Raw genomic sequence first — 22,509 nt, 5'->3', positions numbered from 1 at the left:
AAGTTGGTTTGCCGGATGGGGTTCACCCCCGTCCTCACACCCGTTCCATGTTGTATTCGCCACGCACCCCGCTGCCGTAGCGTTGCAGCGCCCCGTCCTTGCCGACGGCGTTGGGCCGCTGGAAGATCCAGTTCTGCCAGGCGGTCAGGCGGCCGAAGATCCGGGTTTCCATGGTTTCGGGCCCGGCAAAGCGCAGGTTCGCCTCCATCCCGGTCATCGCGTCGGGCGAGAAGCTGGCGCGCTCTTCCATGAAGATCCGCACCTCGTCTTCCCAGTCGATGTCATCCAGGATGTAAGTGACCAGGCCCAGTTCATCTGCGTCGTCCGCCTCCAGCGGCTCGCCAATCTTGTCCTTCGCGGCGGCCACTGCCTCGGGTTCCCCCAGGAACCGGGTTTCCAGGCGGGTCAGGTCATTGCTCATCGGGTAGGTGCCGAAATTCGACTCGGTCAGGGTGATCGCCGCCAGCGGCCGGTTGTCGCCCTCGAACTCGTCCAGCATCATATAGCTGCGGTCGACCGCCCACAGGATCTCGGCCAGCATCCCGGTATAGCACGAGCCATGTTCGACCAGCGCCACCATGCTGCGCGAGGTCAGGTCGATGCGTTTCAGCACCCGCTTCCAGTATTGCAGGATCTCATTGGCCAGCCAGTGATCGGCATTGTCCAACAGCAGCTTTTCATGCGCGGCCACCCGTTCGCCATCGCCCTGGGTGGTAAACACCACCAGCCCGACCTGACGCTCGTTCAGCCGCAGATGCAATATGGCATCGTCCAACTCGCGGGCCAGGCGCAGCATATAGCCGTTGCAGCCCTCGGCCTGCAGCGCGTCGGTGTCGGCCGGGGCATCGCCCTCGGGCCCCTTGATCAGGATGGTCGCCTTGCCGGCGTCACGGTCCAGCGTGACCTCGACCAGCGAATAGGTGAGCGAACCGTCCTTGGCGATCTTGCGATCAAGCGGTTTCAGCTCGATCCCGGTCAACCCATCCGGCTTGTTCGACGCGGCGGCAAATTCCCTCGCGCGCTCCTTGACGGTGTCGTCGAACTTGGAATTGGCGACGACCTCGTCGACCAGCTTCCATTCCTTGGCGCGGTCGCCGCGCACGCCTTCCTCGATCGAGCAGAACACATCGGCCCGGTCGCGACGCACCTTGCGCTTGTCGGTGACACGGGTCAGCCCGCCGGTGCCGGGCAGCACCGCCAGCAGCGGCACCTCGGGCAGCGCGACCGAGGACGAACTGTCATTGGTCAGCATGATGTAATTGCAGGCCAGCGCCAGCTCATAGCCGCCACCGGCACAGGCGCCACGCACCGCGGCGATGTATTTCTGGCCCGAATCCGCCTCGGCGGCTTCAAAGGTGTTGCGGGTCTCGTTGGTGAACTTGCAGAAATTCACCTTGTGGGCGTGGCTGGCCCCACCCAGCATGCGGATATTCGCGCCGGCGCAGAACACCTTGTCCTTGCCGGATTGCATCACCACAACCTTGACCTCGGGATGCTCGAACCGCATCCGCTGAACCACGTCGGCCAGCTCGATATCGACGCCCAGGTCGTAGGAATTGAGCTTCAGCTCATACCCGTCAAACAGGCCACCCTTTTCATCCACATCCATGTAGAGATTGGCGACATCCCCGTCATACTCCACACGCCAGTGCCGATATTTCGAAGGATCGGTCTGAAAGTCGATTACCTTGGACATGTCGCGCTCCCTGGGTTTCTCCTGGGTGGCACTTTAATGCTTTGCACAGCTCAGGTAAAGAGCGGTGTGCAAAATAGTGCCATTTTTAAATTGTTTAAAATCATCGAATTATCGAATTGCTGGCATTTTACTGCCATCTTGAAGTGCACTATAGTGCATCATTCTACCAAAACCCCCAAACCACCGCCGCCACGAAGAATCGCCAGCCGGTCGCGGACCGCCCTCACCTCCAGCCCCATGACCCGCTCTGACGTGCCACAGGCGGCCAGATGCTTCTCGACGATGCCGCACAGCCGCCGTACCGCGTTCTCGCGCCCCATCCGGTGTTTCAGCGCGGCATTGGCCAGCTGGATCAGCGCCTGGGTGAACTGCCGTTCGGCCGATCCGTCCGGCAATACCATCCAGACCGGCTCCAGCACCTCATGCGCTTCCCAATAGAACCCCCGGTTCAGATAGACCCAGCCGGCCCGCCAGGCGAGGGTGCGGGCCAGTTCCTTCGCCCCCATGCCGGGGCGGACGCTGTCGTGAAACCGCGCGAAGACAGCGTCGTCATGCCGCCCATTGCGCCCCGGCACATGGGCATGGGGCGGCAGCGGGATAGGTTCAGGCCTGCTCAACCTCGGCCGCCTCGATCCGCTCCAGCCGTGCGGTGAACTCTGCCACCGCCGCCAGCACCGCCTCGGGCTGCTCCAGATGCGGCGCATGTTTGCAATTGTCGATCACCACCATATCCACCGGGGAATAGGCGCGCTCTTCGATCACCTCGATCTGCGCCAGCGTGCCGTACTGGTCGTCGCGCCCCTGGATCGCCAGCGCAGGAATGCGGAAATAATCGATCACCTCGGCCACGTTCCACTTGGCAAAGCCAGGATCCAGCCAGACATCGTTCCAGCCGCGAAAGGCGATTTCGGGGTCGCGGTGATACCTGGCCAGCCGCTCTTTCAGCCCGCCTTGTTCATAGCTCTTCCTGGCCTCGGCAATCGCCGCCAGCCCACCGGGTTCGGTGAAGAAATGCGGCGCCATCAGGATCAGGCCGCGCACGCGGAAATCTTCGACGCTGCCGGCATGGATCCCGGCGATGGTGGCGCCGTCGGAATGGCCGAACAGGATACCGCGCCGAAACCCGATGGCGTCCAGAATCTGCGGCAGGCTCTGCTTGGCCTCGCGGGTCATGAAATCCAGCGGGCGCGGCAGATCGACCGGGTCGGACTGACCATAGCCAGCGCGCGAATAGACGAATACTCCCATGCCGGTGACCTCGGCCACCCGCTTGGGAAAGTCGCGCCACAGCGCGGCGCAGCCCAGCCCCTCGTGCAACATGACGATGGTGGGCGCCGCATCCGGCGCCGGGCCCAGGCAATAATATTCCAGCCGCGCGCCATCGATCACCAGCGGCGTGTTCGAGGCTTCGGACCAGTCCAGCACCATCACACAGACTCCCTCAGCTTGAACCGCTGGATCTTGCCAGTTGCGGTCTTGGGAAGATCGTCGACAAATTCGATCCAGCGGGGATATTTCCACATGCCGATCTTCTGCTTCACGAACTCTTTCAGGTCGCCGACATCTTCGGCGCAGGTGCCCGATTTCAGCACCACAAAGGCCTTGGGCTTCTCCAACCCCTTGTCATCGGCCTTGGGCACCACCGCCGCCTCCAGCACGCCGGGATGCTCGACCAGCGCCTGCTCGACCTCGAAGGGCGAAACCCAGATGCCCGAGACCTTGAACATGTCGTCGGTGCGCCCGCAATAGACAAAGCGCCCGGCAGGGGTGCGCTCGTATTTGTCGCCGGTGCGGGTCCAGTGGCCCTGGAAGGTCGACATGCTTTTGCTGCGGCGGTTCCAATAGCCATCGGCGCTGGACGGGCCGCGCACCAGAAGTTCACCAACCTCGCCCTCGGCCACATCCTCGTCATGCTCATCGACCAGCCGCACCTCGTAGCCGGGCACCGCCAGGCCCGACGTGCCATAGACGCAATCGCCGGGACGGTTTGACAGGAAGATATGCAGCATCTCGGTCGAGCCGACGCCATCGACAATCTCGGCGCCCCACAGCTTTTCCCAGCGTTCGCCCACCTCGCGCGGCAACGCCTCGCCCGCCGAGGTGCAGATGCGGATCGCGTGGTCGGGCTTGCCACCGGCCTTTTCCTGCGCCGCGACCAGCGCCGCATAAAGCGTCGGCACCGCACAGAACACCGTGGGCCTTTCAGTTTTCATGATCTCCAGGGCGGCATCGGGCGTGGGGCGGCCGCCATAAAGGATGGTGGTCGCCCCCACCGCCATCGGGAAGGACATGGCATTGCCCAACCCGTAGGCAAAGAACATCTTGGCCACCGAATACACGGTGTCGTCCTCGCGAATGCCCAGCACCTGCCGCCCGAAGGTATCCACCGTCGCCTTCAGCGAGGCATGCACATGGCGGACCCCCTTGGGCGTGCCCGTCGAACCCGAGGAATAAAGCCAGAAGGCCAGTTCGTCGCCATGTGCCTCGACCGCCGGCTGCGGCGGCGCGTCCCTGATGAATTCGGCATAGCTTTCGGTGCCCCGCGGCGCCTCGCCAATCACCAGGATCGCCCGCAGGAAACGGTTGCCCTGCACCGCCGGCTCGACCACCTCCCACAGCTGCTCGGACACCACCAGGATCGAGGCGCGGCTGTCGTTCAGGATGTCTTCGTAAACCGCCGAGGACAGCAACGTGTTCAGCGGCACCGGAATGGCGCCGGCCTTGAGCGCCCCCCAGAACACCACCGGAAATTCAATCTGATCGCGGACGATCATCGCGATCCGCTCTTCCCGGCGCACGCCATGGCGGTAGAGCGCCCCGGCAAAGCGCGAGGCCTCCTCGGCCAACTGGCCATAGGTCAGGCTGCGCTTGCGCCCGTCCGCCTCGCGGAACGCCACCTTGTCGGCGCGCCCCTCCTCGACGTGACGATCCACAAAGTAAACAGCGGCATTTTCCGATTCACCCATTCCATCCCCTCCCTGCTGGCCCGGCCATGGCCGGTCTTGCGCGGAATCATCTCCTCTGGGTGCGACTATGCAACATAATGCCAATTTGTGGCAATATACTGCATATCTAAATTTTACCCGCGCCGTGACGCGCGCCCGGCAGGTTCAGGAGGTCTGCGGCCGGCCGCTCGCCTTCTCCTCTGGCACCTCGGCGCGGTCGGCGGCTTCGATCCGCTGCAAAACCGGGATCAGCGCCGCGCGCTCTGCGTGGCTCAGATGCCGGGTGATCCACGCGTCGTGGTCACCGACCGCGGCAACCGCCGCACGGTATAGCTTGGCGCCATCGTCGGTGGGATTCAGCGCATAAGCGCGCCGGTCCTTTGGCGACGGGTTACGGCTGATCAGGCCGCGCCGCTCCAAATCGTCGACGATCAACACCAGGTTGGGCCGTTCGACCGACAATGCATCGGCCAGTTGCGACTGCCGCAGGCCGGGATTGTCGACAATGATCACCAGCGCCGAAAAGGTCACCATCCGCAACCCGAACGGCGCCAACACGCGATTCACATCGGTCTGCACCGTGTTGAAGGCGCGCTTCATGTTATAGCCGGAAAAGCGGCGCAGCGTGGCGTCGCTGATGTCACGTTGCGACCCTTTTGGCTTCCTCCTTTTTGCCGGTCCGCCTGCCATCCCGCGTCACATCGGCAAGAGGAACAGCGTGATCGCCGGCACCGCCACCAGCAGGATCACCCGCAGGATGTCGGAGGCAACGAAGAACCCGACCGCCTTGTAGGTTTCCAGCATCGGCGTTTCCCGGTCCATCGAGTTGATGATGAACAGGTTCATGCCCACCGGCGGCGTGATCAGGCCCACCTCGACCACGATCAGCACCAGGATGCCGAACCAGATCGCGGTGTATTCCATGTTGATCCGGTCCAGCAGGCGTTCGCTGACGCGGATGCCCAACGCATCGATCTGCTCTTTGGTCAGCAACACGCCCTGCGCCAGCGCCTCCTGGATCGATTGCAGCATCGGCTGCGCGATCTCCACCCCTTCGGCCAGCGCCTCGGCGGCGCGATGGGCCTGGAACGCCTCCATCGACAGCAGGTTGAAATCCAGCGCCTGGATCACCGGCCAGAACACCGGAATGGTCAGCAGGATCATCGACAGGCTGTCCATGACGCAGCCGAACACCAGGTAGAACACCAGGAAGACCACCAGCACCGTCAAAGGGGCAAAGCCCTGCGACACCACGAAACTGACCATTTCATCGGGCAGCTTGGTCAGCGCAAGGAAGCCGTTGTAAAACGCCGCCCCCAACACGATGAAGAAAATCATCGCCGTCGACCGGCCGGTGACGATAAAGCTTTCGATCAGGGTGGCGCGGTTCAGCCCGCCATTCACCAGCGCGATCAGACCGGTGCCCGCCGCCCCCACCGCCGCGCCTTCGGTGGGCGAGAACCAGCCCAGATAGATACCGCCGACCACCAGCCCGAAGACCAGCAGCACCGGCCAGACGTCGACCAGCGCGGCCAAGCGTTCGCGCCAAGGCACCGGCGGGCGGGTGCCGGCACTGTCCGGAAACAGCCGCACATACAGCGAGATCGCAAGCACATAGCCCAGCGCCGCCAGGATCCCCGGAATGAAGGCAGCCAGGAACAGCTTGGCGATGTTCTGTTCGGTCAGGATGGCATAGATCACCAGCACCACCGAGGGCGGGATAAGAATGCCGAGCGTCCCACCGGCGGCCAGTGTCGCAGTGGAAAATCCGCCAGCATAGCCATAGCGCTTCAGCTCAGGCAGGGCGACGCGGCCCATGGTGGCCGCGGTGGCCAGCGAACTGCCGCAGATCGCGCCGAACCCGGCACAGGCCCCAATGGCCGCCATGCCGACCCCGCCGCGGCGGTGGCCCAGGAAACTTTCCGCCGCCCGGAACAGCGCGGTCGACATGCCGCCCAGCGTCGCGAAATGCCCCATCAGCAGGAACATCGGCACGATGGACAGCGAATAATTGGCAAAGGTGGAAAACACCTCGTTCTTCAGGCGCAGCAGCGGAAAGCTAACGCCTTCCAGCAGCGACAGGCCGACAAAGGCCACCACGAACATCGCCAACCCGATGGGCACCCTGAAAAAGATCAGCAGCAGCAGGGCGGGAAACGAGTAAATGCCAATTTGCAGGTCGGTCAATGCCCTGCCTCCGTGCCTTCGGGGATGATGGTGGTGTGGGTGAAGAATTCATAGACGCGCACCGCGCCCATATAGACGCCGACGATTGCAGCGGCGACGGCGCCAAACAGGCTGAGCGCGTAGGCCCACCAGACCGGATAGGCCAGAAGAAAGCTGGTTTCGCGATTGTCGATCTTGTCCAGCATGCCGCTGCACAGCTGCACCGCGATCACCACCAGCACCAGGCCGAACACCACCTCGGTCACCATGCGCAGAAAGCCGACCAGGCGCTCGGGCATGAAACTGACGAAGATATCGACCGAGGCATGGCCGGCGGTCATCTGGCATAGCGGGATGAAGGCGAAGATGGCAAAGGCGACGCCGGCCTCGACCAGTTCAAAATCGCCGGTGACCGGGCCGACCCCCAAATTGAGCATCCAGTCTGACAGGCCGGGCGCAATGGCGGTCATGAAATCGCCGTGGAAAAACCCGTTCAGCAGACGCCCGGCGATCGACGTGCAGGTCAGCAGGATCAGAAAACTCAGCACCAGCCCGCCCAGGACGGACATAAAGCGCGACAGGCCCAACATCATTGATTTCATGAGGGTTCCCCGGTTGCCGGGTGGACAGAGGGCCGCGGCGTTTCCGCCGCGGCCAGACGAGGCTGGTCGTCCTAGTTGGTATACATCGGCGTGTATTTCTCGATCAGCATCCGCGCCTGATCGAGCAGCGCCTGGCCATCCTTGCCCTTGGCGGCCATTTCTTCCAGCCAGGCGTCATAGACCGGCTGAGCACGCTTGCGCCATTCTTCGGTCTGATCGGCCGGAATGGTAATGATGTTATTGCCCAGATCGAGGGCGATCTCGCGCGCCGGGCCATCGGCATCGGCCTGGGTGCCGCCGGCAAAGACCGAGAATTCCAGGCCGGAATTTTCATCGATCACCGCCTTCAGATCGTCGGGCAGGCTTTCATATTTGGCCTTGTTCATCGCCAGCACGAAGGTCAGCACATACAGCGCGTGCCCTTCGAATTCGGTGTGGTTTGCAACCAGTTCCGGCACTTTCAGCGCCGGGGTCACCTCCCACGGAATGGTGGTGCCGTCGATCACCCCCTTGGACAGGCCCTCGGTCACCGCGGGCACCGGCATGCCGACCGGCGTCGCGCCCAGTTCGGTCAGCAAGGCATTGACCGAGCGCGAACCGCCGCGGATCTTCATACCTTGCAGATCCTCGGGGCGCTCGACCGGATCCTTGGTGTGGAACATGCCCGGCCCGTGCACCCAGGTACCCAGGATGTGCACGTCCTTGAACTCGTCATCCTTCATATGCTCTTCGAACATCTCCCAATACGCGTGGCTGACCGCGCGGGCATTGGTCATCATGAAGGGTAGTTCGAAGACCTCGGTGCTGAGGTAACGGCCCGGGGTATACCCCACCACCGTCCAGACAATATCGGCGACGCCATCGATCGCCTGGTCCATCAGCTCGGGCGGCTTGCCGCCCAGCTGCATCGACGGATAGCGATCGATCTTGATGCGGCCGCCGGAATCCTCTTCGACATTGTCGGCCCAGACATCCAGCACCAGTTTCGGCACGTTGGCCTGCGGCGGCAGGAACTGGTGCAGCTTCAGCGTCACCTCCTGCGCTGTCGCCGCGGTTCCGGAAAGCCCCGCCACCAACGCGGCAACGGCCGCGCCAGTGACAACGCTCAGAAGCGTTCTGCGATTGGTCATGTGTCTCCTCCCTGTGACCACCCCTTATTGCACTATACTGCCCTTTTGTGAATATAGTGCAACAGCGAAGTCTTTCTCCATCCACGAGGAAACACAGCGCGCGCCGATTTGTCAATTTAGTTATGATGCATAACTAGTTAATTTCGACCCTATCCAGCGCGGTCAACCAGCGGGGTTTGGCGTGCTTTATTCCGCTGCCGTGATGCTCAACCGGATGGGCTCCAACCCGTCGATTCCCCCTGTGATCACATCGCCTGCAACCACCGGGCCCACCCCGGCGGGCGTCCCGGTCATGATCAGGTCGCCCGGTTCCAGGTGATAGAATTTCGACAGGTCCATCACGATCTCGTCCAACTTCCAGATCAGCTCGCTCAGGGTGGCGTCCTGGCGAATCTCGCCATTCACCTCAAGGTAAATGCGCTGCGGCCCGATCTCGCCGAAGCCGGCCGCCTTGGTCAGCGGCGCCAGCACCGCGCCCTGTTCGACATCCTTGCCCAGGTCCCAAGGCCGCTGAATCTTGCGCGAGGCGATTTGCAGGTCGCGCCGGGTCATGTCCAGCCCGCAGCCATAGGCATAGATCGCCGCAAGCGCCTGTTCTTTCGTGGCCTGGAACACCGGGGCACCGATGGCTACAACCAGTTCCATTTCATGGTGATAATTCGCGGTGCCCGGTGGATAGGGTTGCGAGGCCCCGGTCAGAACCGCATTGGCGGCGGACTTGGTAAAATAGAACGGTGCCTCGCGATCGACCTCGAACCCCATCTCGGCGGCATGGGCGGCATAGTTGCGCCCCACGCAAAAGATCCGCCGCACCGGGTATTCGGCGCTTTCCCCCGATACCGGCAGGGTCAACGGTTGAGGCTGGTCGAACAGCAAATCGGTCATCAGGCAAATTCCTCGCAGAGTAAACAGCGCCGGGTCGGACAACCCTGACCCGGCCTTGTCCCTGAGTAGCCGGGCCGGAAGAGGCCGTAAAGATAACTCGAACGGATCAGACCCGGCCGGAACTGACCCTGATTGATCCGATGTATGCCCCCGTTTGGGTCATGTCCCGGCGCGGCATCCACAATAAAAAGAATCACAGGCGACAATCACTTTATTGCGAACGCGGCGGCGGCAAACCCCAAGGCCAAGGAAACCCGCCCAACGCGCACTATCTTAACACTAAGTTAAAAGGTGACCGGTAAAGATTACCAACCCATTGGCGATTTCCGCGGCCTTGTCGCCTGACGCTTCGGGGGAATCGCACAGCGCAGGAATTCGGCATGATCGTCGGACTCATCCTTGCCGCGACTCTGTTGGGACTGATCGCAGGCGTGCTGACCCTGCTGGGCGGCTTTTCGGTATGGATCGCTTTGGCTGTCTATGCCGGGACCGGGATGTTGACCGTTCTGCTGCTCTGTTTGCTCCCGCCAATTGCGAGACGCCTATTCGGCAACCGCCACGCCGTGCCGCTGCAAACTCCCAAATCCGATCGTGTCAGATTGAATTGGTTTGGCCGCATGATGGCCAATCTCCGCCTATGGATTCAGCATGCGCTGGGCAAGGACATGCGCGCCAGCGACCGGCCCGATGGCAATGGGTGACTTCGGCGGATGAGATCCCTATATCCCAATTGAAGTCTGGGTTTCTAATTGACCCGAAGGCCAAAACGTTAATGACACCGGAGCGGAACGGGTTTGTCGTCTGTTGCCATCGCCGCTGCCCGAAGGGCGCAATCACTTGCCATGCTATTGACGGCCTGCGTGGTGCTTGCCGTCGGCTTTGGCACCCTGTGGCCGACATTGGTGGTGCACGGGCCGGCAGGCACCGACAAAACCATCCATCTTCTGGCCTTTGCCGCAATCGTGCTGCCGACGGCGATCTTCACCCCCCGGAGGCTGTTCTGGATCATCCCGGCGGCGGCCTGCTATGGCGCCGCGATCGAGTTGATTCAACCGATGGTGGGACGCACAGCGGATCTGAATGATTTCCTTGCCGATGCCGCGGGCATTTGCATCGGCGCGGGCGCCGGTTTGCTCCTGTCGCTATTCGTGCCAAAACCCTGACGGGCAAGCCATTTTATCTGCTGGATATCCGTGCACGATTCCAGGCCCTACAGCGGAGTCGGCTCCGGCGTTCCCGAGCCACTCGGTGAACCGGTAGGATCGCCTGCCAGCGGGGGCTCCAAATGACGGCATTTGAGCCGTTGAATTCCTTTCAGATTCCTTAAAGAGGAAGATTAAAGCCACAATCCTGCCGCATTCGATCGCCAGTATCCAACTAACAATATCGCGACGCCCCAAAAGGGAGACGTAGGACGCTGCGTTTCGGCAGGCGCACCAAATACTGCGAGGCGAAGGAATGAGAATACTTGCGGTCGACGACGATCCGATCATCCTGGAGTTGCTGACAGAACTCCTGGCAACATTTGGTCAACACGAGGTCGACACAGCAGAATCGGCCAAGGAAGCCCTGGCGCGGCTCTCGGATCCCGCGGCCGGCATCTATGACTGTTTCCTGCTGGACATCCAGATGCCGGAAACCGACGGCATCGAACTCTGCGGTTTGCTGCGCCAGACCCAGGCCTATGCCCGCAGCCCGATCCTGATGATCACGGCGATGTCGGACAAGGCTTATATTGACAATGCCTTTTCCGCCGGGGCCACCGATTACGTCACCAAACCCTTCGATATCACCGAGCTGCGCTTCCGGATCAAGAACGCCGAGGCCCGCCTGACCAGCGAAGGCGGCATGGCCAAGAAGATCTTTGCCGTGTCGCGCGCCAGCGAGGCCGCGAACACACCGCAGCCGAAAGTGGCACTGAACGAGCCGGTGACGATTCTGGATGTTGACGGCGTCATCGATTATTTCGCCTTCGAAAACTACATCACCGAGCTTTCGCGCGGCTCGCTTTTCGGGTCAACGGTATTCGCCTTCACCATCCGCCGGATCGACGAGCTGTACGCGGACTCCACGCCATTCGGCTTTGAATGCTTGATCACGGACACCTCCGAAGCGATTTCGGACTGCCTGAAACCGCATCAGTTCCTGATTTCCTATGCCGGCAACGGCACCTTTATCTGCGTTGTCGAGGGCGGCTATCGCCCCGACCTGGACAAGCTGACCGATGCGATCAACCTTCAGATCCACAACATGGACCTGCATTTCTGCGATGGTCGCAAGCTGGACTTCCGCGTCTGCGCCGGCCAGTCCTTCCGCCTGATCTGGCGGGCCGGGCGCAACGCTTTGGATGCGGTGATCCAGGCCCATGCCAGCGCCGAGGACGAGGCGCAGCGGCGCGAGCGGATGAGCGATGGCTTCTGGCTGACGGAGCAGGCGGTATGACCGCACAAGCAGCTCTGATCCCCGGCCTTGAACGGATCCGGGCCAGGTTTCTCGACATGCTGGTCGACCGGCTGACCGAGATCGAAACGCTGTGCGAAGAGCCCAGCACCGCCTCGCTGCGTCAGTCCCAGCAGATCTTGCACAAGATCGCCGGCTCGGCCGGGACGCTGGGCCTGCAGGATCTGGGCGAAACGGCGCGGGTATGCGAGACCCGGATCATCGAGTTTCTCGATACCGGCAACATGGAACTGTCGCAGGTCTACCAGTCGCTGGGCGATTTCGCCGAAATCGCCGAAGACCTCCTGACCGAGGACAGCTGAGCGCTGTCCTCCCGGCCAGCCTGGCACACATTCTCTAAATTTAATGGCTCAGGCGTTTAGCGCGTCCATGATCTGATCCCCCAGGGTGATCGGATCAAAGGGTTTGACCACCACCGCAATCGCCGAAATCGCCTTCAGCTCTTCGATCTCGGCAGGCTGCGCGCGTGCCGTCATGAAGATTGCGGGCGTATCGCGAAACGCGTCCATCTTGCGCAGGGTCTCCAGCGTGGTCGGGCCGCTCATCCCCGGCATCATCACATCCAGCAACAGCACCTCGGGCATGAACTCCGGGGCCTTCTTCAATGCCTCTTCGCCTGACTCGCATTGCAGCAACTCAAACTTGCCCGACAGCTCCAGGGCCATCTTGGCAACTTCACGGATGTCCTCGTCATCCTCGACATGCATCAGACGTAGCATTTTCTGCTTACCTTCTTGGGGGCCGGGGTGGTTACCCGGCGAAACCGACCTGCTTTTCCTTGGCCGATAATTCATGGTTTACGGCGGGAAATTCAATATAGAATGTCGAGCCGACACCTTCTTCGCTGTCCAGGCCGATGGTTCCCTGCTGCTGTTCCATGATCGCGCGCGAGATGTGCAGCCCCAGGCCGGTGCTGGCCACCGCACTGTTCGTGGCTTTGGCAACCTGCGCAAAACGCTCGAAAATGCGCTTCTGCGACTCCCTGGGAATACCCGGACCGAAGTCCTGAACGCTGACGCGGATGCGGCCGGATTTGCGCTCCATCAGCACGTTGATCGTGCCTCCGGGTGGCGAGAATTTCGCGGCATTGGACAGCAGATTGGTCAACACCTGCAAGGTGCGGCCGAAGTCATAGCTGGCCACCGCCTTGGCATCGAGATCATGGGTTTTGACGGTGACATCGAACCGGTTGGCAAACTGCTCGTTGGCGGCGATGGCCTCTTCGATGACATCGACCAGCGGTTGCGCCTGCAGGTCGAACTCCATCTGACCCGCCGCGATTTTTTCGATATCGAGGATGTCGTTGATGATCATCACCAGCCGGTCGGCATTGCGATAGGCAATGCTGAGCATGTCGCGCGCTTTCTGTGGCAGGTCGCCGGCGGCATTGGACAACAGCAGCCCCATGGCGCCCTTGATCGAGGTCATCGGCGTGCGCAGCTCGTGGCTGATCGTCGACAGCAACTCGGCCTTGACCCGTTCGACTTCGGCCTGTTCCGAGGTGTCGCGCAAAACCACCAGCAGCTTGGGCTGACCCGCAAAGGTGCTGACCTTCTGTACCCGCACGTCATAATGCGTTTTGCCGATCACGTCGGGATAGTTGACGTGATCGACCTCACCACTCAGCAAAGGTGCAATGCGATCGCGAAATTGTTGCTCGTCGATCTGGCACTCACCATGCCTGACGGATTTGCACCGGTACTCGTCTTCGGACAGTCCCAGCCGCGCCATCGACGCTTCGTTCATGTACACATAGGAAAACGTCTGCGGGTCGAGGATGTAAACCTCGTCCCACAGCTTGTGCAGCGCGGCGTGCATGTCCTTTTGCTCGACATCCATCTTGGCCGCGGTGATGTCATTGCGGATCGAGATCGAGCCGGCCAGATTGCCTTGGCGGTCCAGATGCGGAATGACAGTGGCCAGCGTCCAGACCGTGCTGCCGTTCTTATGCTTCAGCCGGGTTTCACCGCTCCAGGGGCGGCCTGAGGCCAGGCCGGCGCGGATTTCCTCGAACAGTTCGACATTGTCACCGTCATAGACATGGCCCGCAGTCTTGCCGATCAGTTCGGAGGCCTCGTAACCAAGCGTGGCCAGCATCTTCTCATTGACGTGGAACATCTTGGCGTTGGTGTCAGTCAGGCAGACCATCGCGTGGTGGTTCAGGGCCGAGGCCTCTTGCAACAGCTGACGCTGGTGCGCTTCGAGTTCGTTTTCCAGCGCGCCTTTGGACCGGTGGAACAAAACCTTTGCCAGCATTGCCAGGAAAAGGCCGGTAGCGGTCAGAAGAAAGGGATAGGCAATGTCGGGAAGCTGCCAACCAGCCAGATGCGCCACGGGCGGGACGGCCAAAACCAAACCCAGTGCCATTATGGCGATCTTCAATTTAAACCGTTCCGATTTCATCGTCCGGCTGCCCTCTCCGATCAAATAATTTTACCTGCTTCTTTCTGTCAGGTTCTTGATAACGCCCAACTTTCTAAAGTCGGCGCCCAAACTGTCAATCTTCGAACCGCAGATTGGTCCGGCTATCTGCTATTTTAAGGCCGAGATCATGTCAAAAGTGAGATATTTCCCACAGTAGCGCGGGGCCTCCGGACCGGGCTTCGCCCGGATCACACACGCATGGCCATACGGCCCAGCACATGGGATTGATCCTCCAGGCTTTCGTCATGCAGCACCGTGGTAAACCAGAACACCGTTTCCACGTTTGGCACGCTGTCATAGCCGATCTTGCCACCCATCCGTTCGACCAGCTGCTTGGCAATGCTCAGCCCCAGACCGGTGCCGCCCTTCTGTCGCGTGTCGGTACCATCGGCCTGCGAGAAAGGTTTGAAAATGTTGCTGCGGAAGGAATCCGGCACGCCCTGGCCCTCATCGCGAACCAGGAATTTGACAAATTTTCCTTCCTTCTGGGCATCGATCGTCACGGTGCTGCCGGATTTCGAAAATTTGCAGGAATTGGACACCAGGTTTCCAAAAACCTGCGCGATACGGGCACGGTCGCACCAGACCAGGATGTCCTCGTCCTCGGGCACGTTCAGCTCGACCTTGATTCCCAAGCGTGAGGCATAGGGCAGGATCTGCGCCTGCGCCTCTTCCATCAGTTCACGGGCGCTTTCCTTCGAGAAGGCGAATTCCAGCCGGCCGGTCTCGATCCGCTCGAGGTCCAGAATATCGTTGACCAGTTCGATCAGCCGGTCCGAATTGGTCTGGGCGATATCCAGCAGACGGCGGCCGGAGGAACTCAACTCGGCGCCGGCGGAATCATCCAGGATCGCCAGCGCGCCCCGGATCGAGGTCAGCGGTGTGCGCAGCTCGTGGCTGACGGTCGCCACGAAGACGCTCTTCATATGTTCGACCTGCTGCTTCTCGGAAATATCGTTGACCTGCAGGATGAAGATGTCTTCGCCGGTATGCTCGTCCAGGGTCCAGGCCAGGCTCATCAGGCCCCAGCAGGTCGTGCCATCCTTGCGGCGCAGCTCGGTTTCGACCTCCAGCGCATGAATGCCGTCGGCCTTGCAGCGTTCCACCTCGGTCAGGATGTTCTTCAGATCCTCTTCGGACACGAAATCGCGGAACCGGCACTCTTCCTTCAACTCCCGCTCGGAATAGCCCAGCAGCAGGGTCAACGCGTCGTTGATCAGGATGAAATTCCCCATGTGATCGATCACCGCGTTGCCAACAGGCGCATGGGAAAAGATCAGGCGGAACCGTTCTTCGCTGTGCTTCAGCTTGATCTGCGCGCGGATTTCCTCGGTGATGTCGGCCTGGGTGCCAACCATACGCAGCGGTGCGCCCGCCCGGTCGCGTTCCACCACCACCGCGTCCGAACGCATCCAGCGCCAGCGATCACCGCTGAATTTCACCCGGTACTGGGCCACGCTGCGCTCGGTCTCGCCGCGCAGGCAGGCGGCATCCGCGGCCTGCAGCGCCGGGTAGTCCTCGGGGTGGATGCGGGACAGGAAATTGGCCTGCGTGTCGAAATCCGCATCGTCCAGTGGCACCGCCATAAGCTGCCGCCAGGTGTCCGACACCACCGATTTCCCGGTTGTAAGATCGATGTCGAACACGCCGATCTCGGCCCCTTTCATCGCCAGATCAAAGCGGCGCTCGGTCTCGGCGATCTGCGCCTTGGCACGTGCCTCCTGGCTGACATCGTGCAGGATCAGCATGCCACGCGCCTGCCCGTCTGCGGCCCGCCAGGCGCTTTTCTGGAATTCCAGGGTCAGGCGCTCCGGCGCATCGCCGTCTTTGGTCATCGGGGAAAATTCGAAGATGCCACTGTCGGCCGATGGGTCAAGCGCCGGGAAAAGCTCGGCCAGATCTCGCCCCACCACATCCGATGCGTCGCGCCCCAGCATGTCCAGCCCCGCCCGGTTGCAGCCAAGTACGGTCTGGCCCCCATCGACCAGAACGATCCCGGCGCGGGCGTTTTCGACGATGGCGCTGTTTTCCTGTTCGCTGTTGCGCAGGTCCGAGGTGACCTCGGCGACCTTGCGGTTCACATCCGCCTCGCGCCGCGTGGTATTCCGGAACAGCAGCCAGAACAGCAGGGTCAAAATCGCCCCCGCCAACAGGATGATTGCCGCGGTGAAATCTTTCTGGCTGGCGTCGAACTCTGGCGTGCTGGCCCAGTCCAGGATCCAGCGGCGTCCCATTACCTCCAGCTGCGCGGTCGCGGTGAACGCGGCGGCGGTGCGGTCGAACCCGGCCTCGGCGCTGTCATAGATCAGGCTGCGCGCGCCGGTGTCCGAGGCATCATAGGCGCGCAGGTGAAACAGGTTTGATTGCGTCGCGGTGATCCGGTCAAAGGCCTGCTCTCCGGCGAAGGCGGCAAACACCCAACCCATGAAGGACTCGCGGCGCGCCGCTGCGGTTTCGGGGGGCGGCCCGGTGCGATAGACCGGCAGCAACAAGTGAAATTCCCGCACGCCGCCTTCGGGCTGCTGCACGGGAGAAATCTGCGGCGCGCCGCTGTCACGCGAGAGTTGCGCCGCTGCGCGACAGCCGTCATGCGAGGCCATGTCGAACCCGGCCTGCAGGGTGCTGGCCTCGTATTCTTGGTAATACTTGGTGATGAACAGCTCGTCCAAGCCGGTATCGGGCCAGATTTCAAGACGGCCCGCGCCGTCGGTGCGCGCGGTTTCGAGGTAAGCGGGCAGCGCTTGCCGCGCCACCGGCGCCAGATAGCCGACACCGAGCGCCGCTGGCATGCTTTCATCCAGCCGCAATTGCGCGGCGTAGAGCGCAAAGTCGTCCTTGGTCACCTGTTCGGATGCCACGAACAGCCCGCCCAACCCGACCAGGTTCTGCCGATAGGATTTCAGGCGTGCGAGAAATGCGTCTTGGCTGTCGGTAACCAGCGCACCAAACGCCGCACGAGAGCGGTCCTCGGCCGCGTTGCGGACGGTGAAGAAGGAAAATACCGTCAAAGCCAGGCACAAGACCAACAAGCCGGTCTGCGCCGTTTTCGTTCCGAACCTCAATCTCCGCTCTTTCTTGACCGAACTCTAGATTTACCAACTATACGGCCGCGGCAGGCGGCCGCTTACGCGTGCTGAAAATCTAAACCACTTGTGGTTGCGGGGAAGATGAAACTTTCCTCCGCCCGGAATCGTTGCAAATGAGGCGCAGTGTGGCCGGACGGGCACAGGGCCCGGTTATGCAACGGCACACCGCCCGCGAGGTGCCGATAGGGGTCTCTGGTCCGGTTCAGCCACACCATAGGCGGGTGACGATGCCCTGCGCGTTGTAATCCGCATTAAGCCGTTCCGGGCGATAGTCCTGCACATAGATATCGTCGGGCCCGATGATCCGCGCCGTCGCGGGCAGCGTCAGGCGCGCCTGCGCCACCGGCTGGCCGACCAACAGCTTTTGTGACTCCTCCAAGCAGGCCTCCAGCACTTCGAACTCGGCGGCGGGGCGCTCCAACCCCTCGATCCCGCCAAAGCCGGGATTGGACTGCACCGTTTCAACCGGCTCCGGGGGCAACGTGTCATCCGGCACATCGGCACAGGCGGCGACAAGAACCAACACCGGCACCATCCACTTCACTCTTGTCACTCTGCTTTCCCCTGCGCGCAAATCACTGGCCCCTCGCTGATATCCCCGGTTGAAAACACACCGGGTTTGCCGCAGGTTCCCTGAAAATGCCCAGGAGGTAAATTCGAAAATGCGTACCCGTGCAGCCGTGGCCCTTGAGGCCGGAAAACCGCTTGAAATCATGGAGGTAAACCTCGACGGCCCGAAAGCTGGAGAGGTTCTGGTCGAAATCAAGGCGACCGGTATCTGCCACACGGATGAGTTTACGCTGTCCGGCGCCGACCCCGAAGGCCTGTTTCCGTCGATCTTGGGCCACGAGGGCGCGGGTGTCGTCCTCGAAGTCGGCGAAGGCGTCACCACCCTGAAACCGGGCGACCACGTGATCCCGCTCTACACCCCGGAATGCCGCGAATGCTATTCCTGCTTGTCCGGCAAGACCAACCTGTGCACCGCCATCCGCAACACCCAGGGCCAGGGGCTGATGCCCGATGGCACCTCGCGGTTTTCGATGCTGGATGGCACACCGATCTATCACTACATGGGCTGTTCGACCTTCGCCAACCACACGGTGATGCCCGAGATCGCGCTGGCCAAGGTGCGCGAGGACGCGCCGTTCGACAAGATCTGCTATATCGGCTGCGGCGTCACCACCGGGATCGGCGCGGTGATCAACACCGCCGGCGTCGAAATCGGCTCGACCGCGGCGGTGTTCGGCCTGGGTGGCATCGGGCTGAACGTGATCCAGGGCCTGCGCATGGCCGGGGCCGACATGATCATCGGTGTCGATCTGAACGACGACAAGGCCGAGATGGCGAAGAAATTCGGCATGACCCATTTCGTGAATCCCAAGAAGGTGGACAACACCGTCCAGGAGATCGTCAACCTGACCAAGACCGAGAAAGACCAGATCGGCGGCGTCGACTATTCCTTTGATGCCACCGGCAACGTGCAGGTGATGCGCGACGCGCTGGAATGTTCGCATCGCGGCTGGGGCGTGTCGGTGATCATCGGCGTGGCGCCGGCGGGGGCCGAGATCTCGACCCGGCCGTTCCAGCTGGTCACCGGACGGGTCTGGAAAGGCACCGCGTTTGGCGGCGCCAAGGGCCGCACCGATGTGCCAAAATTCGTCGACTGGTACATGGACGGCAAGATCGAGATCGACTCGATGATCACCCATACCCTGACACTGGACACGATCAACGAGGGCTTCGACCTGATGCACAAGGGCGAGTCGATCCGCTCGGTGGTGATCTACTGAGCCGGGCCGGGCGGACTGCCGGTCAGGCCGCCCGCCACTTGTCGAGGATATAGCGGCTGGTCATCAGGTCCAGATGCGCGCCGCCGCCATTCTTGAACAGGGTGATCTCGTCGGCGCCGCCGCGCCGGAAGGCGTCGAGCGCGTAGAAATCGGCCAGCACATCGGCGCGCTGCAGCACCCCTTCGGCCAGCGGCATTTTCAGCTCGCCGATATGGTCCAGCGTGGTGTCGAAACTGTCGACATAGACCTTCGATTTTAGCAGCGCGGCGTCATCCGCCTCGCGCATGTCGGGGCGGTAGGCACCGATCAGGTTCAGATGCTGGCCCGGGCGCAGCCACTCGCCCTTGATCACCGGCTCGGTCGACATGGTGGCGGACACGATGATGTCGGCCGCGCGCACCGCCGTTTCCAGATCCTCGGCGAGGTCCACACCCTTTGCCTCGGCCAGCGCCCGCGCCTTGCTGGTGGTGCGGTTCCACACCGCCTGTTTCGCCTGCGGAAAGCCCGCGGCAAAGGCCTCGCACAGCGAGGCGCCCACCGTTCCCGCGCCGACGATCAGGATGCGCTCGCTGTCCGCGCGGGCCAGCCGCAGCGCCCCCAGCAGGCTGTCGCCGGCGGTTTTCCACTTGGTCACCAGGTGGAAATCCACCAGCGCCTCCAGCATGCCATCCGCGTCGGAATACAGGCAGACACCGCCATTCACCATCGGCTTGCCCTTGCCCGGATTGCCGGGAAACACGGTGGCCGATTTCACCGCCAGCCCCATGCCGTCGATCCAGGCGGCGCGCGACAGCAGCGTGTCGGGGTCGCGATAGAGGAAGGTATCGCCGATTTCGGCCTTGGGCAGCTGGTGCCCCGCAGCCAGGGCCTCGGTCAGTTCCAGCCAGTTCAGCAGTGCCTCGCCTTCGGCAAAGGGGATGATCGGCAGGGTCATGCGGCCTCCTTTTCGCTCAGCAGACCCGCCGCAACCAGCCGGTTTGCCCAACCTGCGGGGCTTTCGAACAGATGGGTCTGCCAGCCGCGGCTGGCGGCCATCGCGATATTGTCGGCCCGGTCATCGGTGAACAGCAGCGCGCCGGGAGCGACGCCGCAATCCTGTTCGACCATTTCATAGATACGCGGTTCGGGTTTGATCACCCCCATATGGCCCGAGATATAGGGCCGGTCGAAATCGCGCAGAAAGGGGTAGTGCGTGGCGGCATAGTCGAAACTCTGGATGCCGAAATTGGTCAACGAGAAGACCGGCACCCCCTTTGCCTGCAGCGCCCGCATCAGCCGCACCGAGTGATCGATGACCGGGGTGGCCAGCTCGATCCAGCGGTCGTGCCACATGCGGATCTCGGCGCGCCAGTCGGGATAATCTTCGGCGGTGGCATAGATCACCTCGGTGAAATGTCCGCCGCGGTCGACCTTGTCGTTCATGCCGTGCAGATCGACCTCGGCAAACAGGGCCCGCCGGCGCGCCTCGCCGATCTCGCGGTCGTAAAACCGTTCCGGCTGCCATTCGATCAGAACATTGCCGATGTCAAAAATCACCGCCTGCGGGGTCATGCCTGCCTCTCAAATTTTGCAGGGCCAAAAAACGGGAGCGGTCCGGGAATGTAAAGAGCCGGCTGGACCTTGCCGGCCGCGCCGGATAGCCAAGGGCCAAACCTGAACAAGGACTGCACAATGGACATCCAGTCGGAAAACCGCTGCTTCGGAGGTGTGCAGGGCGTCTATACCCACGCCTCGGCCACCTGCAAATGCGACATGACCTTTGGCCTGTTCCTGCCGGAAGAGGCCAAGGACGGCCCGGTGCCCCTGCTATGGTATCTCTCCGGCCTGACCTGCACCCATGAAAACGCCATGACCAAGGCCGGGGCGCAGGCCTGGGCCGCCGAAGAAGGCATCGCGCTGGTTTTTCCCGACACTTCGCCGCGCGGCGCGGAGGTGGCCGATGACGAAGCCTATGACCTGGGCAAGGGCGCCGGCTTTTACGTCAATGCCACCCAATCGCCCTGGGCGCCGCATTTTTCCATGTGGGATTACGTGGCGACCGAACTGCCGGCGCTGCTGGGCGAGACCTTTGCACTGGACATGGAACGCCAGGCGATCACCGGCCATTCCATGGGCGGGCATGGCGCGTTGACGCTGGCCATGGGCCTGCCGGGGCGCTTCCGCTCGGTCTCGGCCTTCGCGCCGATCGCCAATCCCACCGCTTCGGACTGGGGGCGCAAGCAGCTGAGCGCCTATCTGGGCGATGATGAGACCGCCTGGGCACCGCATGACGCGACGCTGCTGATGGAAGCCAACGGCTTTGACGGCCCGATCCTCACCGATACCGGCACCGCCGACCAGTTCATCGACCTGCTGCGCCCCGAGGCGCTGGCCAACGCGGTGGCCAAACGACGGCAGCAGGCGGTGCTGCGGCTGCAGCCCGGCTATGACCACAGCTATTTCTTCGTCGCCTCCTTCATGGAGGATCATGTCCGCTTTCACGCCGATCACCTGATGGCATGACGGCACTGTTTATCGACGCCGACGCCTGCCCGGTCAAAGCCGAGGCGGAAAAGGTGGCCACCCGGCACCGGGTGAAGATGTACGTCGTCTCCAATGGCGGGTTGCGCCCCTCGCCCAACCCGCTGGTGGAAACGGTGATCGTGGCGCAGGGTGCGGATGAGGCCGACAAGTGGATCGCCGACCGCGCCGGGCCGGGCGACGTGGTGGTCACCGGAGACATCCCGTTGGCCGCCAAATGCATCGAGGCCGGGGCGCGGGTGCTGCGCCATAATGGCGAGGCCTTCACCCGGGCCAATATCGGCCAGCAGCTGGCGATGCGCGACCTGATGGCCGATCTTCGCGCCGCCAACCCGCTGGGCGCCGGCGGCGGCGGGCGCGGCTTTACCAAGGCTGACCGCTCGCGGTTCCTGGAGGCACTGGAGCGCGAGCTGCGCGCCGCGGCGCGTCAGGCCAGGTAGGCCGCCGCACCGCGTCCGGCCCAGCGCCCGGTGGCCAGGCAGGCGGTCAGAAGATAGCCGCCGGTCGGCGCCTCCCAATCCAGCATCTCGCCGGCACAGAACACGCCGGGCAAAGCCTTCAGCATCAACGCCCCGTCCAGGGCATCCTGCCTGACTCCCCCCGCCGTCGAAATCGCCTCGTCGAGCGGGCGCAGCCCGCTATGGCGCACCGGCAGCGCCTTGATCAGCGCCGCCAGCGCCGTCGCATGCTGCGGCAGCGGCCGGGCGAATTCATTCAACAGCGCAATCTGCGCCGGCGGCAGGCCCAACCGCTTGCGCAAGCGATTGGCCAGGCTCGCCTTGCCGCGCGGGGCGGCCAGGCGGTC

At 62.5% G+C, this 22,509-nt stretch carries 23 protein-coding genes; 7 read left to right on the top strand and 16 right to left on the bottom strand.

The features are described 5' to 3' along the window. Positions 1 to 34: 34 nt before the first annotated feature. From boxC to CVM52_RS05135, 9 genes are all read right to left on the bottom strand, one after another. Positions 35 to 1,696 (bottom strand): 2,3-epoxybenzoyl-CoA dihydrolase, encoded by a 1,662-nt coding sequence (boxC, locus tag CVM52_RS05175; RefSeq protein ID WP_100161484.1) that lies wholly within the window; start codon positions 1,694 to 1,696, stop codon positions 35 to 37. 158 nt (positions 1,697 to 1,854) lie between these two features. Next, positions 1,855 to 2,313: a DUF309 domain-containing protein gene (locus tag CVM52_RS05170; protein ID WP_240620867.1), complete on the bottom strand. Its 459-nt coding sequence runs from the start codon at positions 2,311 to 2,313 to the stop codon at positions 1,855 to 1,857. Further along, positions 2,300 to 3,124: an alpha/beta fold hydrolase gene (locus tag CVM52_RS05165; RefSeq protein ID WP_100161483.1), complete on the bottom strand. Its 825-nt coding sequence runs from the start codon at positions 3,122 to 3,124 to the stop codon at positions 2,300 to 2,302. The genes CVM52_RS05170 and CVM52_RS05165 overlap by 14 nt, the downstream gene beginning before the upstream one ends. Beyond that, positions 3,124 to 4,662: a benzoate-CoA ligase family protein gene (locus CVM52_RS05160; RefSeq protein ID WP_100161482.1), complete on the bottom strand. Its 1,539-nt coding sequence runs from the start codon at positions 4,660 to 4,662 to the stop codon at positions 3,124 to 3,126. The genes CVM52_RS05165 and CVM52_RS05160 overlap by 1 nt, the downstream gene beginning before the upstream one ends. A gap of 144 nt (positions 4,663 to 4,806) precedes the next feature. Continuing rightward, the gene (locus CVM52_RS05155) at positions 4,807 to 5,331 is read right to left on the bottom strand and encodes a MarR family winged helix-turn-helix transcriptional regulator (protein ID WP_100161481.1); all 525 of its coding nucleotides are present in this window, start codon (positions 5,329 to 5,331) and stop codon (positions 4,807 to 4,809) included. Positions 5,332 to 5,337: 6 nt separating this feature from the next. Next, complete coding sequence (locus CVM52_RS05150) at positions 5,338 to 6,828, bottom strand: TRAP transporter large permease (RefSeq protein ID WP_100161480.1); 1,491 nt, start codon at positions 6,826 to 6,828, stop codon at positions 5,338 to 5,340. Then, positions 6,825 to 7,409, bottom strand: coding sequence for a TRAP transporter small permease (locus CVM52_RS05145; protein WP_100161479.1), 585 nt, complete (start codon positions 7,407 to 7,409; stop codon positions 6,825 to 6,827). Before CVM52_RS05145 ends, CVM52_RS05150 begins: the two co-directional genes overlap by 4 nt. A gap of 71 nt (positions 7,410 to 7,480) precedes the next feature. Further along, the gene (locus CVM52_RS05140; protein WP_100161478.1) at positions 7,481 to 8,539 is read right to left on the bottom strand and encodes a TRAP transporter substrate-binding protein; all 1,059 of its coding nucleotides are present in this window, start codon (positions 8,537 to 8,539) and stop codon (positions 7,481 to 7,483) included. 186 nt (positions 8,540 to 8,725) lie between these two features. Further along, positions 8,726 to 9,424: a fumarylacetoacetate hydrolase family protein gene (locus tag CVM52_RS05135; protein ID WP_100161477.1), complete on the bottom strand. Its 699-nt coding sequence runs from the start codon at positions 9,422 to 9,424 to the stop codon at positions 8,726 to 8,728. 380 nt (positions 9,425 to 9,804) lie between these two features. Here CVM52_RS05135 and CVM52_RS05130 point away from each other — a divergent pair, with 380 nt between their 5' ends. The 4 genes from CVM52_RS05130 to CVM52_RS05115 all read left to right on the top strand — a co-directional run bounded on the left by CVM52_RS05130 (position 9,805) and on the right by CVM52_RS05115 (position 12,186). Continuing rightward, a complete protein-coding gene (locus CVM52_RS05130) occupies positions 9,805 to 10,125 on the top strand; it encodes a hypothetical protein (RefSeq protein ID WP_100161476.1) in 321 nt (106 codons plus the stop codon). Positions 10,126 to 10,266: 141 nt separating this feature from the next. Then, the gene (locus CVM52_RS05125; RefSeq protein ID WP_100161475.1) at positions 10,267 to 10,587 is read left to right on the top strand and encodes a VanZ family protein; all 321 of its coding nucleotides are present in this window, start codon (positions 10,267 to 10,269) and stop codon (positions 10,585 to 10,587) included. Between the two features lie 295 nt (positions 10,588 to 10,882). Next, positions 10,883 to 11,866: a response regulator gene (locus CVM52_RS05120; protein ID WP_100161474.1), complete on the top strand. Its 984-nt coding sequence runs from the start codon at positions 10,883 to 10,885 to the stop codon at positions 11,864 to 11,866. After that, entirely contained in the window at positions 11,863 to 12,186 is a 324-nt protein-coding gene (locus CVM52_RS05115) for an Hpt domain-containing protein (protein WP_100161473.1), read from the top strand. Before CVM52_RS05120 ends, CVM52_RS05115 begins: the two co-directional genes overlap by 4 nt. Positions 12,187 to 12,234: 48 nt before the next feature. On the opposite strand, the gene CVM52_RS05110 is transcribed toward CVM52_RS05115, so the two are convergent. The 4 genes from CVM52_RS05110 to CVM52_RS05095 form a co-directional block, all read right to left on the bottom strand. Continuing rightward, entirely contained in the window at positions 12,235 to 12,603 is a 369-nt protein-coding gene (locus CVM52_RS05110; RefSeq protein ID WP_100161472.1) for a response regulator, read from the bottom strand. Positions 12,604 to 12,634: 31 nt separating this feature from the next. Then, entirely contained in the window at positions 12,635 to 14,251 is a 1,617-nt protein-coding gene (locus CVM52_RS05105) for a PAS domain-containing sensor histidine kinase (protein ID WP_172720913.1), read from the bottom strand. A gap of 245 nt (positions 14,252 to 14,496) precedes the next feature. Continuing rightward, on the bottom strand, positions 14,497 to 17,370 hold the full coding sequence (locus CVM52_RS05100; protein WP_100161470.1) for a CHASE domain-containing protein: 2,874 nt from the start codon (positions 17,368 to 17,370) through the stop codon (positions 14,497 to 14,499). Positions 17,371 to 17,596: 226 nt separating this feature from the next. Next, positions 17,597 to 17,947, bottom strand: coding sequence for a hypothetical protein (locus CVM52_RS05095; protein ID WP_133119790.1), 351 nt, complete (start codon positions 17,945 to 17,947; stop codon positions 17,597 to 17,599). 109 nt (positions 17,948 to 18,056) lie between these two features. Here CVM52_RS05095 and CVM52_RS05090 point away from each other — a divergent pair, with 109 nt between their 5' ends. Further along, positions 18,057 to 19,184, top strand: coding sequence for an S-(hydroxymethyl)glutathione dehydrogenase/class III alcohol dehydrogenase (locus CVM52_RS05090; protein ID WP_100161468.1), 1,128 nt, complete (start codon positions 18,057 to 18,059; stop codon positions 19,182 to 19,184). Positions 19,185 to 19,206: 22 nt separating this feature from the next. Here CVM52_RS05090 and CVM52_RS05085 read toward each other — a convergent pair whose 3' ends face one another. Beyond that, complete coding sequence (locus tag CVM52_RS05085; protein WP_100161467.1) at positions 19,207 to 20,118, bottom strand: ornithine cyclodeaminase family protein; 912 nt, start codon at positions 20,116 to 20,118, stop codon at positions 19,207 to 19,209. After that, complete coding sequence (locus CVM52_RS05080; protein WP_100161466.1) at positions 20,115 to 20,735, bottom strand: HAD family hydrolase; 621 nt, start codon at positions 20,733 to 20,735, stop codon at positions 20,115 to 20,117. Before CVM52_RS05080 ends, CVM52_RS05085 begins: the two co-directional genes overlap by 4 nt. A 120-nt stretch (positions 20,736 to 20,855) precedes the next feature. Here CVM52_RS05080 and fghA point away from each other — a divergent pair, with 120 nt between their 5' ends. Beyond that, positions 20,856 to 21,686: an S-formylglutathione hydrolase gene (gene fghA, locus CVM52_RS05075; RefSeq protein ID WP_100161465.1), complete on the top strand. Its 831-nt coding sequence runs from the start codon at positions 20,856 to 20,858 to the stop codon at positions 21,684 to 21,686. Next, positions 21,683 to 22,144, top strand: coding sequence for a YaiI/YqxD family protein (locus tag CVM52_RS05070; protein ID WP_100161464.1), 462 nt, complete (start codon positions 21,683 to 21,685; stop codon positions 22,142 to 22,144). Before fghA ends, CVM52_RS05070 begins: the two co-directional genes overlap by 4 nt. On the opposite strand, the gene CVM52_RS05065 is transcribed toward CVM52_RS05070, so the two are convergent. Then, the coding region (locus tag CVM52_RS05065; protein ID WP_205964884.1) for an NAD(P)/FAD-dependent oxidoreductase at positions 22,132 to 22,509 on the bottom strand (378 nt) is incomplete at its 5' end. The two genes, CVM52_RS05070 and CVM52_RS05065, sit on opposite strands and share 13 nt — an antisense overlap.

The sequence above is a fragment of the Pseudooceanicola lipolyticus genome (assembly GCF_002786325.1).
In the GTDB taxonomy this organism is placed as follows: Bacteria; Pseudomonadota; Alphaproteobacteria; order Rhodobacterales; family Rhodobacteraceae; genus Pseudooceanicola_C; species Pseudooceanicola_C lipolyticus.
The sequence above is the reverse complement of the archived record's forward strand: the minus strand, read 5'-3'. Positions and strand labels throughout refer to the sequence as shown.